The 12,069-nt window shown below is 38.0% G+C and carries 10 protein-coding genes; 2 read left to right on the top strand and 8 right to left on the bottom strand.

Annotated features, from left to right (window positions below; translation table 11 throughout):
• Window positions 1-61 precede the first annotated feature (61 nt).
• From dtd to B1NLA3E_RS17150, 6 genes are all read right to left on the bottom strand, one after another.
• The gene (gene dtd, locus B1NLA3E_RS17125; protein WP_015595094.1) at window positions 62-502 is read right to left on the bottom strand and encodes a D-aminoacyl-tRNA deacylase; all 441 of its coding nucleotides are present in this window, start codon (window positions 500-502) and stop codon (window positions 62-64) included.
• A gap of 11 nt (window positions 503-513) precedes the next feature.
• Window positions 514-2,709, bottom strand: coding sequence for a RelA/SpoT family protein (locus tag B1NLA3E_RS17130; RefSeq protein WP_015595095.1), 2,196 nt, complete (start codon window positions 2,707-2,709; stop codon window positions 514-516).
• Window positions 2,710-3,014: 305 nt separating this feature from the next.
• On the bottom strand, window positions 3,015-3,527 hold the full coding sequence (locus B1NLA3E_RS17135) for an adenine phosphoribosyltransferase (RefSeq protein ID WP_015595096.1): 513 nt from the start codon (window positions 3,525-3,527) through the stop codon (window positions 3,015-3,017).
• Complete coding sequence (gene recJ, locus B1NLA3E_RS17140; RefSeq protein ID WP_041580640.1) at window positions 3,518-5,884, bottom strand: single-stranded-DNA-specific exonuclease RecJ; 2,367 nt, start codon at window positions 5,882-5,884, stop codon at window positions 3,518-3,520. Before recJ ends, B1NLA3E_RS17135 begins: the two co-directional genes overlap by 10 nt.
• 112 nt (window positions 5,885-5,996) lie before the next feature.
• Complete coding sequence (gene secDF / locus B1NLA3E_RS17145) at window positions 5,997-8,264, bottom strand: protein translocase subunit SecDF (protein ID WP_015595098.1); 2,268 nt, start codon at window positions 8,262-8,264, stop codon at window positions 5,997-5,999.
• 129 nt (window positions 8,265-8,393) lie between these two features.
• Window positions 8,394-8,690, bottom strand: coding sequence for a post-transcriptional regulator (locus B1NLA3E_RS17150; protein WP_015595099.1), 297 nt, complete (start codon window positions 8,688-8,690; stop codon window positions 8,394-8,396).
• 128 nt (window positions 8,691-8,818) lie between these two features.
• Between B1NLA3E_RS17150 and spoVB the strand changes: the two genes are divergently transcribed.
• Window positions 8,819-10,381: a stage V sporulation protein B gene (spoVB, locus tag B1NLA3E_RS17155; RefSeq protein ID WP_015595100.1), complete on the top strand. Its 1,563-nt coding sequence runs from the start codon at window positions 8,819-8,821 to the stop codon at window positions 10,379-10,381.
• Between the two features lie 59 nt (window positions 10,382-10,440).
• On the opposite strand, the gene B1NLA3E_RS17160 is transcribed toward spoVB, so the two are convergent.
• Window positions 10,441-11,100, bottom strand: a complete 660-nt coding sequence (locus B1NLA3E_RS17160; protein ID WP_015595101.1) for a DUF421 domain-containing protein — start codon at window positions 11,098-11,100, stop codon at window positions 10,441-10,443.
• A 218-nt stretch (window positions 11,101-11,318) separates the two neighbouring features.
• Between B1NLA3E_RS17160 and B1NLA3E_RS17165 the strand changes: the two genes are divergently transcribed.
• Window positions 11,319-11,714: a TIGR04086 family membrane protein gene (locus B1NLA3E_RS17165; RefSeq protein WP_015595102.1), complete on the top strand. Its 396-nt coding sequence runs from the start codon at window positions 11,319-11,321 to the stop codon at window positions 11,712-11,714.
• Between the two features lie 41 nt (window positions 11,715-11,755).
• Here B1NLA3E_RS17165 and yajC read toward each other — a convergent pair whose 3' ends face one another.
• A complete protein-coding gene (yajC, locus tag B1NLA3E_RS17170) occupies window positions 11,756-12,043 on the bottom strand; it encodes a preprotein translocase subunit YajC (protein ID WP_041580641.1) in 288 nt (95 codons plus the stop codon).
• Between the last annotated feature and the right edge of the window lie 26 nt (window positions 12,044-12,069).

Raw genomic sequence — 12,069 nt, forward strand, 5'->3', positions numbered from 1 at the left:
TAACACAGCCTTCCTAAAAAAAAATAGCTCCTCAAATGAGAGAGCCACCAACACAACTATTTTATTTACTATCTACAATCAAAGTCACGGGACCATCGTTAATTAGCTGAACGTCCATCATAGCACCGAATACACCAGTTTCGACCTTTATTCCCTTTTCGCGTAAAAGCTCATTAAAAGCCTCATAGATAGCAAGAGCATGGTCGGGTCTTGCAGCCCCCATAAAATTCGGTCTTCGCCCTTTTCGGCAATCACCGTATAAGGTAAATTGGGAAACTGATAAAATTTCGCCCCCAACATCTAATAACGAAAAATTCATTTTTCCATCATCATCTTCAAAAACACGAAGATTAGCCACCTTTTCAGCTAAAAACGCTGCATCTACTAATTGATCTTCGTGAGTAACGCCGACTAGTAAAACAAAGCCCTGCTTAATAGCACCGACAACTACCTCGTCTACTATTACCTTTGCAGCCTTACTACGTTGTACAACTATTCGCATTTGATAACTCCTTAGTTCATGATCCTTCTTACCGCATATACATCAGGGATTTGTTTAATTCTGTCAACCACCTTTTGTAAATGAGCAACATTGTGGATGGCGATCGTCATAATAATTGATGCTGCTTTATTACGGTCTGACTTGCCCGTAACAGCAGTAATATTCGTCTTGGTTTCACTAACCGCCTGGAGGACTTCATTTAATAATCCGCGGCGATCATAGCCAGTAATTTCAATATCAACATTGTACTCTTTCCGATCATTTAAGGCTGTTTCCCATTCGACTTGAATCAGTCTGTCCTTGGCATCGTCTGTATTAATATTGGTACAATCAGCTCGGTGGACGGAAACACCTCTTCCTTTTGTAATAAAACCAACAATTTCATCACCAGGAACAGGATTACAACACCGTGAAAGACGAATAAGTAAATTATCGATGCCAGTTACACGGACCCCAGATTCTCTTTTCTTATGATTTGGAAATCCTTTTAGCTCGGAAACAGCAGTTGATACATTGGTAACTTGCTCAAGATCCCGCTTTTTTCGCCATTTCTCGGTTAAGCGGTTTGCAACCTGTAATGCAGTGACTCCGTTATAACCAACAGCAGCATACATATCCTCTTCACTAGAAAAATTAAACTTTTCCGCGACGCGCTTCAAATTTTCAGTTGTTAGGATTTCTTTTATTTCAAATTCCATATTACGAATTTCTTTCTCAACTAACTCTTTACCCTTATCTACATTTTCATCTTTACGCTGTTTCTTGAAAAACTGTCTAATTTTATTTTTTGCTTGCGAGGTTTGTGCCAGCTTCAACCAATCTTGACTTGGCCCATAAGAATGTTTGGATGTTAAAATTTCAATAATATCGCCAGTTTTTAGCTTATAATCAAGGGTAACCATTTTCCCATTTACTTTTGCACCAATTGTTTTATTACCAATTTCCGAGTGAATCCGGTAAGAAAAATCAATCGGGACCGATCCTGCTGGAAGTTCAATGACATCACCCTTTGGTGTAAATACAAATACCATATCAGAGAATAAATCTATTTTTAATGATTCCATAAATTCTTCAGCATCGTCTGTTTCATTTTGAAATTCTAGAATTTCTCTAAACCATGTAAGTTTTGCTTCATAGGATGAAATGTCTGATGCCGACTTGCCTTCTTTATACGCCCAATGAGCTGCAATCCCGAATTCAGCAATTTCGTGCATTTCACTTGTTCTGATCTGTACCTCGAGCGGATCTCCCTTTGGCCCAATCACAGTCGTATGCAACGATTGATACATATTAGGTTTTGGCATCGCAATATAATCTTTAAAGCGACCAGGCATCGGCTTCCAACAAGTATGAATAATTCCAAGCACTGCATAACAATCTTTTATACTGTTGACAATAATTCTGACAGCCAGCAAGTCATAAATTTCGTTAAATTGCTTATTTTGTAAAGCCATCTTCCGATATATGCTATAAATATGCTTTGGACGTCCGCTAAGTTCAGCCTTAATGGAGACTTCACCCATTCTTGCACGAACTTCCTCAATGACATCCACTAAATATTGTTCTCGCTCAGCTCGTTTTTTCTTCATTAAGTTCACGATACGATAATATTGCTGAGGATTTAAATACCTTAATGCAGTATCTTCAAGTTCCCACTTGACTTTGGATATACCTAACCGATGCGCTAAAGGAGCAAAAATTTCAAGTGTTTCATTGGAAATACGACGTTGTTTTTCAAAAGGTAAATGCTTTAACGTCCGCATATTATGAAGACGGTCAGCAAGTTTGATTAAAATGACTCGTATATCCTGAGCCATTGCCACAAACATTTTTCGGTGGTTTTCTGCCTGTTGTTCTTCATGTGATTTGTATTTAATTTTCCCGAGCTTCGTCACTCCATCGACAAGCATTGCAACTTCATCGTTAAACGCAGTCTTGATATCCTCTAGGGTAACGGAAGTATCTTCGACAACATCATGAAGAAAACCGGCTGCAACCGTTTCAGGATCCATTTCTAAATCAGCCAGTATCCCGGCCACTTGAATAGGATGGATGATATACGGTTCACCAGATTTTCGATATTGATCACGGTGAGCATGTTTGGCAAAATCATATGCCTTTTTCACCATTTCTACATGCTCAACATTTAAGTATGCTTTTGTTCGGTCGATGACTTGTTCGGCGCTAAGGACTTGATCGTTCGCCATATAATCACCTTTATTATTAACGTATTTTTACTATCCTAAAGACTTGTACTGTATTATATTAATTTGAATGATTGTTACTATTATCGAAAAAAAACGGCCAGATGTAAAGAGAAAGGAAATGTTATTTTTCTGGAAAGGTAGAATTTTGTCGAATTAAAGTCCTAAAACACTATTATATTACAAAATTACGAATCGTCAAAAAGTTTTTTTATTTTTCGAAATAATCTTTAAAAGATACCTCAACTTATTACAATACAAATTTTTATTCAAAAAAGAGCACCCTCAATCGAGTGCTCTAATGAAAATTAATATTGCATTAACGTTAAAATATCGTAATCGTTAAGTTTGCTCCGACCCTCTAAGTAAGAAAGCTCAATAAGAAAAGCAATTCCAGCTACCACTCCACCAAGTTGTTCAACAAGGCGAATCGTGGCATCGATCGTTCCACCAGTTGCTAATAAATCATCGGTAATTAGCACTCTTTGTCCCGGTTTAATGGCATCTTTATGGATTGTTAGGACATCTTTCCCATATTCAAGACCATATTCAGCCTTAACCGTTTCCCGTGGAAGCTTTCCTTCTTTCCGTACCGGTGCAAAGCCCACTCCTAAAGAATAGGCAACAGGGCAACCGATAATAAACCCACGCGCTTCTGGTCCTACAACAAGGTCAACTTGTTTTTCAAGAGCATATAATACGATTTGATCTGTGGCATATTTATAGGCTTGTCCATTGTCCATCAAAGTCGTGATATCCTTAAATCTGATTCCCGGTTTTGGCCAATCAGGAACAATCGTAATAAATTGTTTTAAATCCATTCTAGTATTTCCTCCTCATTATTAACCGACTCTTGAATGACTCCATCGAACCAGCCTTTTAACTGCTGAAACGAAGAATACAATAAATCATTTTCAAGAGAATATTGTGCCATTTTTAACTGATAAGTACTTGATTCTGTTAAATCCCGTTTCTTTGCCTGTGCCTGCAATGAAATGAGTCCATTATTTATTGTAACAAAGTCCAATTCAAAAAACACCTGTGACATAAATTCGATTGTTTCATTTGTCCAACCTCGATGTTTTGCTAAATCATTACCTTGCTGCTTCATATTAAAAGACCCTCTTTTTGCAAGAAAAGCGTAAAACCACTTAAAGTGGTCCCGGGTTGGAATCGTACTGAAAAAATCACTGTCACGTTTGAAGAACTGACAATAAATCCGTGCCGGTTTTTTACCTAACAATAAATGTTCAATCATTTCTTTTGAAGGTGGCAAATCCAACAATACCAAATTTGCCTGATCAATTTCCGCTAATCGGGCTTGTTCAATAGAATCAATCCATAACACATCCTGTTGCTGATCCTGTGGAACGAGTTTAAGATTGTCTTTGTGAAAAACAATCCATTTTCGATTGTCAGCAGGAATTGCATCAAAATTCTTTTGTTGTTTTTTTACCCCACGATAATCAAAAAGCTGCCAAGAATAAACAGCTAAATCTGACAGAAAGATTTGTGGCTTTCTTATGTTATTCCATTCGTTTATTGCTAATTCACCAATGACGGATAAATTGGCATTGGGAGAAATATGTTCAAATAAATGTCCAAGACCAAAGCCAACTCCATCAAGTGTGGCAGAAGACTTTTCTAAAGTAACCTTCAAATGGTTTTGTTCAGAACCAATTTTTCTTATTGAAGACAGCCCGACACGATCGAGTAGAACCTTTGGTTTTGGATTGTCAACACCATAAGGCGATAGCATCTGCATTTCTTGAATGACTGCTAAATCTATTTCAGTTAAGTCGACGGAACAATCAATGTTTACAACTGGAATGAAATCTTTTTCTGTCAGTTGCTGTTTGGCAAGAGCATTTAATCGATTCCGAAGCTCAGCAACGTCATCAAGTTTTAGTGTCATTCCCGCTGCCATCGGATGTCCGCCAAAATGAGGAAGAATCTCCTTGCATGTTGACAGATTTTTAAACAAATCAAATCCAGCGATACTTCGTGCCGATCCTTTTGCTAAGCCGGTTTCTTCGTCAAAACTAAGAATAATCGTTGGACGATAAAACCTTTCCACGAGCTTTGAAGCCACGATTCCTATTACACCAGCGTTCCAGCCTTGTTTTCCAATGACCAATACCGAGTTATCTGTGATGGGGAAGTGTTCTTCTACTTCTCGAAGCGCTTCTTCAGTAATTTTATTAACAATGGCTTGACGCTGTTTATTGAGCTCTTCCATTTCCTCAGCAATACTATTAGCCTCATTCATATCTTCTGTTAAAAGTAAATCAACTGCGATATCGGCACTTTCTAAACGGCCCGCAGCATTTATTCTTGGTGCAACTGAAAAGCCGATTGTCTCTTCATTTATACTCGACGGGTTAACACCTGTTTTCTTAAAAAGTGCTTGAAGACCGACGCATTTTGTATTCTTCATTTTCTGAAGCCCACGGGTAGCAATGAGGCGATTTTCTCCTGTAAGTGAGACAAGGTCAGCGATTGTCCCAATTACAGCGATATCGAGCAAATGCTCTGGTAATTTTCCGTATAGTGCATGTGCCAACTTAAAGGCCACACCGACACCAGCTAATTCACGAAATGGATATGTGCTATCTTCTAATTTTGGATGGATGATCGCGAATGCGCTCGGAAGTTCCGGTCCGGGCTCATGATGGTCAGTTATGATCAAGTCCATCCCAAGTTCTTTAGCCACATTAGCTTCATGAATGGCCGCGATCCCTGTATCAACGGTAATGATCAAGCTAACTCCATTTTCTGCTGCATAACGAAAAGCCGGTTCATTCGGACCATATCCTTCCGTAAAACGGTTTGGAATATAGAATTGAACCTTTGCCCCCAGCTCCTGAAGAATCTTCATCATAATCGCTGTACTACTGACACCATCAGCATCGTAATCTCCGAATATGAATATTTGCTCTTGTAAATCTATGGCTTTATGAATTCTAGCGACAGCCTTCTCCATATCTTTCATTAAAAAAGGGTCGTGAAAGGATTGGTCATTCGTAAATAAAAAATTATGTGCATCTGCAACCGTTTCAAATCCTCGATTGACGAGTAATGATGCAACAAGAGGAGAAATTTTAAGTTCTGTTTTCAATGCCTGGATTTTTTCTTGATTTGACTGACGAACCTTCCATCTTGTTTTTGATTTTAACATTCGTTTACACCCCTCAACCTTTTTATTATACAGAAGCTTGTCAGCCGTTTCAACGATTGAAAATACAGACATTAAAAAGAGACAACCCAGGTGTGGATTGTCTCTATATTAATTAAACTTGCGGTTGATCGGAGTATTTGCGTTTTTCCTTAACCGTACGGATAATACCTTTTTTCTTCAATTCCTTACCTTTCCAAACCAGCCATAATTGTGCGGCAATAAAGATAGAGGAATACATTCCAGTGATCAAACCGATTAACAAAGCGATAGAGAAGTTTTGGATTGAGTCACTTCCGAAAATCAACAATGCCACTACCGTGATGATTACCGTTAACACCGTATTCACTGAGCGTCGAAGTGTTTGGCGAAGACTTGTATTCACAACATCAACAATATCATCAAAAGTCTTCAAGCGCTTTTTCTTATGCATATTTTCGCGCATTCTATCAAACGTAACAATCGTATCATTAATGGAATAACCAATAATGGTCAAAACAGCAGCAATAAAGGTCAAATCTACTTCAAGCCTTGTGATACTGAACACCGTCACGATGAGGAATGCATCGTGTAGCAATGCCACAATCGCGGCAAGCGCCATGTACATTTCAAACCGTAATGTTACATAAATGATAATCCCGATTGAAGCAATGGCTACAGCAATGATTGCATTTTTCGCCAATTCCTTCCCAACTGTTGAGGAAACAGTCCCAACGTTTGGTTCTGCCCCAAACTTATCTTTGAAATGGGATTTCAGTGTTGAAATCTCATCCTTTGATAAGACCCCTTTTAAACGGGCAACGGCGACTTCATGATTTTTCCCAGAAGGGACGATATCTTCAGCATTTAAATGCAGCGATTTTAATTCCTGTTTTACCTCAGCCAAGTTAATTGTATCCTTAGCCATAATTTCGACTCTTGTTCCACTTGAAAAATCTATCGAAAGGTTCAAATGGAATACAATTAAGAAGATAATCCCTAAAACTGTTAAAATCCCAGAAAATGCAAAAAACTTTTTGTGATGTTTAACAAAATCAAATTTATCAAACTTGGTCGGTAAATCAATCGTGTCAAAGTTTTCTTTTATATTATGAATTTCGCTAAGCTTAACGCCAAACCAGCCCAGCTTTTTATTAAACAATCCACTGTGTACCAATAGACCCGTCAATAATCTCGATAAATAGACAGCTGTAAGGAAGCTACCAAGAATGCTGACGATTAACATCGTTGCAAACCCTTTTACTGAACTGTTCCCATAGAAGAACAAGACACTTGCAGCAATAAATGTCGTGATGTGTCCATCAAAAATAGCCTTAAAGGAAATTTTATTCCCAGCCTGAAAGGCCGATTTCAAAGATTTCCCTACCCTTAATTCTTCTTTTAATCGCTCATCCGTGATGATATTGGCATCCACAGCTATCCCTACCCCGAGAATTAACGCTGCGATACCTGGGAGGGTCAGAACTCCATTCATCCAATCAAACACCAACAAGATTAAATAAATATAAACTGATAACGAGATACAAGCAACTGCTCCTGGAAGGCGATAATAAAGTAGCATAAACAGGAAAATGATTACAACGCCCACAATTCCTGCCAAAACTGTATTATTTAAAGCCTGTTCCCCAAATTTCGCTCCCACTGATGTTGAGTAAATTTCAGTAAGTTTAACCGGTAGTGCCCCTGCATCTAATAAAGAAGATAAAGTCTTTGCTTCATCAAGCGTGAAATCCCCAACAATAGATACGGTTTTTTGATTAAATACTTGGCTTACTCGTGGTGCAGATAAGTACTTCGGATCCTTCTTAGCAATTTCCGCTTTGAAAGAATCTTTTCCCTCTTCAAAATCAAGCCAGATAACAAGTAAATTGTTTGGAGAACCCATGTTAACAATTTCTTGGGTTACTTTTTTAAATTTATCAGCACTCTTTAATGTTAATGAGACACTCGGCTTTCCATTTTCATCAAAGGTTTGCTTTGCCCCGCCTGGTGAAAGATCTGACCCATCCATCATTAATTTATCGTTTACATCGCGAAATGATAAATTCGCCTGAGTGGATAAAATCTCACGGGCTTTATTTTGGTCTTCAACCCCTGCTAATTGAATCCGAATTCGATCTTTTCCTTCGATTTGAATATTCGGCTCACTTACGCCTAAAACGTTGATCCGTTTATCTAAAGCCTTAGCCGTACTGGCCATCATATCTTTGTTAATTACTTGACCCTTTTCTGCTGGTTTTACTTGGTATAAGACCTCAAAACCACCTTGAAGATCCAAGCCCAGTTTAATCCGGTCGATGATATTTTTTGTTGTTGTTCCCATCAAACCGCCTACTAGAATGATTAGCAGGAAGAAAACAACAATGCGATTCCGTTTTACCATTATGTATAGAGCCTCCTTAGATTAACCAGCCATGCGACCAACATTTTTTGACCAATAATCCCATTATGAAACAGTTTGGAATAGCTGTCAATTTACCATTTCAAGTGTCAAAAAACGTTAATATTATTTCTATTTTAGCAACTCCTTGCGATCCTCTTCACTTTCAAATGAAAAATCAGGCTGTTTAAATGCTTCCACTGTTGCAAAATTCATATAATCACCGATTTGAACAGATAAAATATCCTGGACAATTTCATATAAGTGAATGTCTTCCTTACACTTTCGCCACTTCTTATTTGTTAAATAAGTCCATAATTCCCGCTCCGATATCGTTGCATAACCAAGTAGCATAAACTCTTCCAATTTACTTTTTAATGCTGGATACACTGCTTCATGAAAACAATCATAGTCATGGCCAAAATTCATTTTATCCGCCTCCAAGTTCAGGTCAATTTACCGTTTATTACCGAAACAACTTGTCATGCTTTGTCCACATTGGTGCATATAGTTAATTGTATATGATATCAGCATGTTTGAGAAGGCAGGGAAGTTAGATGTCTAAGTTTTTAAGAGGAACGATTATACTATTAATCGCTGGTTTCCTAACAAGAGTATTAGGCTTTATCAACCGGATTGTTATTGCCCGGTTTATCGGAGAAGAAGGTGTCGGACTTTATATGATGGCTTTTCCGACTCTTATCTTAGTCATCACAATTACCCAACTGGGGTTACCCGTTGCCATTTCCAAAAATGTTGCGGAAGCTGAGGCAAAAGGTGATTACGGAAAAATAAAAAAGATTTTAGTTGTTTCTTTGGCTATCACGATTTGTTTATCGATCCTTTTCACCCCTGCGCTGATCTATTTAGCACCGTATTTATCAAAAACCTTATTTACTGATCCAAGAACTCATTTGCCACTACTCGCTATCGCCCCGATTGTTCCAATCGTCGCCATATCATCAGTTATTCGCGGTTACTTCCAAGGAAGACAAAATATGAAGCCGGCAGCAATTTCGCAAATATTGGAGCAAATCGTTCGCATCACCTTAATTGCTGTTTTAACCAAAACATTTTTACCTTATGGAATTGAATATGCCGCAGCCGCAGCCATGTTCTCCTCTGTAATTGGAGAATTAGTCTCTCTTATTTATTTAGTGACTTCTTTTAAAATAAAGAAGCGTTTTAAATTGCGTAAGGATTTCTTTAAATTTATTCATTCAGGAAAAGAAACCTTTAACGAGCTGATGACCATCGCGCTACCAACAACAGGAAGCCGGATGATCGGTTCGGTTTCTTGGTTTTTTGAACCAATTGTTGTCGCGCACAGTCTTGCACTTGCAGGAGTAGCCACGGTCGCGGCTACAAAACAATATGGGGCATTGACTGGTTACGCGATGCCGCTTTTGTTACTTCCATCCTTTATCACCTACTCATTAGCCACTTCACTTGTTCCAGCAATTAGTGAGGCCAACTCTAACAATGATAAAAAATTGATCGAGTATCGCCTCCAACAAGCACTCAGGTTCACGTTTCTAACTGGTGGTATCTCTGTTGTCTTACTGTTTGTATTGGCTGATCCACTGATGAAGGTGATGTATGGCTCCACAAGTGGATCGCAATTTATTAAAATTATGGCCCCATTTTTTTTATTTTATTACTATCAAGGTCCATTGCAAGCAGCCCTGCAGGCTCTAAACTTAGCAAGGGCCGCCATGATCAACAGTCTCATTGGGGCAGTAGTAAAGACTGCAGTCATTTTTCTGCTGGCAAGGCAACCTAGCTTCGGGATCAACGGGGCCGCATTAGGGATTATAACCGGGTTTGTCCTGGTAACTTTTCTCCATTTTGCCACCGTTTTAAAAAAAATTTCGTTTTCTTTTTATGTCCGTGAATATTTAAAAACGTTTATTGTTATCGGACTTACTACATGGTGCGGATTTTGGATAATGGATCATTTCACAATCACAGCACCACTTTATGTCAAAGTCATCATTGCTACATTCGAAATGTCCATTCTTTACGTAATTCTCCTATTCGTTTTCAAATTAGTATATAAGGATGATGTCAAACGTATCCCTTGGATTGGAAGACCACTATCTAAATGGATATTCCACTAATGAGGCTTGAAAAAAACGTGAAACGATAGTGATCATAGACGAGAAAAATTCCTGAAATTCTATTGTTTATCCTTTATATCGATAAAAAAATCACCATCTTGATAGCTACAAAACGAAATATCCTTTGTATTTGAATATCCTTTTTGACGTAATTGCTGCCTTAACCATAGATTTGTTTTGTTTATCGTCACAAGATTATTTTCTTGAATTGTTCCATCAATGATTAAGGGAACTGAATATCCACCACTTTTTGTTTGGCCGTTATTCTTTTCTTTTTCGATAACCGACAGTTTACCAGAAGTTTCGAGAATAGCAAATTCAACATCCGCTATGTTAGGAATGTCTTTCTCTCTTAATTGTAAAAGGAGGTCATCAAAATTATAGCGTTGTTTTCTCATTGCAGTTTCATCAATTTTCCCCTTATTAATAATAATCGTTGGTTTCCCATCAATAAGGTCACGAAACTTCTTACTTTTAATAGAAATAAAAGCAAACACAATTTGTACCACCATCAATAGTAGCATTGGTAGAATTGTGCGCATAATTGGTTCATGTGTATTTTCAATCGACACTGCTGCCATTTCAGCAATCATCATAAATACAACTAAATCTAACAAACTTAATTCGCCAATTTCCCGTTTACCCATTAAGCGAAACATCATTAAAATGAGCAAATAAAGCAGCAATGTTCTAAATATTATAATGAAATACTCCGCCATCATTTCCCTTCCTCTCAAAATTTAGCCCATTCTAGTGTTTGCAATCAAGCTAAAATCATGAGTTGAAGAAATTTCCAATTAACAGCAGGGCGAGCAAAACTTTAGATTCTATTCCATTCATAAGCTGAATATGTTTGTACTAAGAAAAGCGGAAGCGTCCAGGTATCGATGTTGAAACGGGGCTTGGCGGTTGCGCTAGATCATTCTCGAAGGAGTGGATGAACATTACATCTAAACAATTCGGTCTAGCCGTATTACACGGATTAGCTACAATTTTGATCATTGCCATTGTAAGCAGCCTAATTTCTGCCTTCATTCTAAAATTTTCTTCTATTCAGGAAGCTAGTTTACAGGTTGTAATTACGGCTGTGTCCTTTATTTCATTATTTCTTGGAGGTTTTATTTCAGGAGGCAAAGGAAAGGAAAAAGGCTGGATGCTTGGGGGAGCCACTGGATTACTAAACTCAATCATCTTATTCCTTTTTCAGTATCTTGGGCTTAATAGTTTATTTGACAAAGAGCAGCTCATTTACCACACCTGCTTCATCTTAATCGCCATGATGGGCGGCATTCTAGGAGTGAATCTTACCTCATCAAAAACTAGGACGGTATAAAAGTAAAAAGGAAGCAGAACGTTTGTCTGCTTCCTTTTTATTTATTTAATCGTTTTATCTTCGAGTTTTTCTGTTACTTCGCGTACTGCATTACGATCATATGTAAGACGGCTTCCATCGCCACATTTAATGACAAAAGTTCCTTCGTCTAAAGCATCAATAATACCATGCAGACCACCAATCGTAACGATTTTGTCCCCTTTTTTCAACTCATTTTGCATTTGTGCTACTGATTTTTGTTTCTTTTGTTGAGGACGAATCAATAAAAAGTAAAACAAAGCAAACATTAGAATAAGTGGACCAACTGTTCCAAGTAATCCTCCTTGCATCTTTTCCCCTCCTTTCAAGTAAATAT

The sequence above is a fragment of the Bacillus sp. 1NLA3E genome, from assembly GCF_000242895.2.
GTDB lineage: Bacteria > Bacillota > Bacilli > Bacillales > Cytobacillaceae > Bacillus_BU.

What these genes read in the sequence shown, in the direction of transcription:
- B1NLA3E_RS17150 (WP_015595099.1), bottom strand. Translation starts at nt 8,690, where the DNA reads ATGAATTTTGGCCATGACTATGATTGTTTTCATGAAGCAGTGTATCCA.
- yajC (WP_041580641.1), bottom strand. Translation starts at nt 12,043, where the DNA reads ATGCAAGGAGGATTACTTGGAACAGTTGGTCCACTTATTCTAATGTTT.
- secDF (WP_015595098.1), bottom strand. Translation starts at nt 8,264, where the DNA reads ATGGTAAAACGGAATCGCATTGTTGTTTTCTTCCTGCTAATCATTCTA.
- B1NLA3E_RS17160 (WP_015595101.1), bottom strand. Translation starts at nt 11,100, where the DNA reads ATGGCGGAGTATTTCATTATAATATTTAGAACATTGCTGCTTTATTTG.
- dtd (WP_015595094.1), bottom strand. Translation starts at nt 502, where the DNA reads ATGCGAATAGTTGTACAACGTAGTAAGGCTGCAAAGGTAATAGTAGAC.
- B1NLA3E_RS17130 (WP_015595095.1), bottom strand. Translation starts at nt 2,709, where the DNA reads ATGGCGAACGATCAAGTCCTTAGCGCCGAACAAGTCATCGACCGAACA.
- spoVB (WP_015595100.1), top strand. Translation starts at nt 8,819, where the DNA reads ATGTCTAAGTTTTTAAGAGGAACGATTATACTATTAATCGCTGGTTTC.
- B1NLA3E_RS17135 (WP_015595096.1), bottom strand. Translation starts at nt 3,527, where the DNA reads ATGGATTTAAAACAATTTATTACGATTGTTCCTGATTGGCCAAAACCG.
- recJ (WP_041580640.1), bottom strand. Translation starts at nt 5,884, where the DNA reads ATGTTAAAATCAAAAACAAGATGGAAGGTTCGTCAGTCAAATCAAGAA.
- B1NLA3E_RS17165 (WP_015595102.1), top strand. Translation starts at nt 11,319, where the DNA reads ATGAACATTACATCTAAACAATTCGGTCTAGCCGTATTACACGGATTA.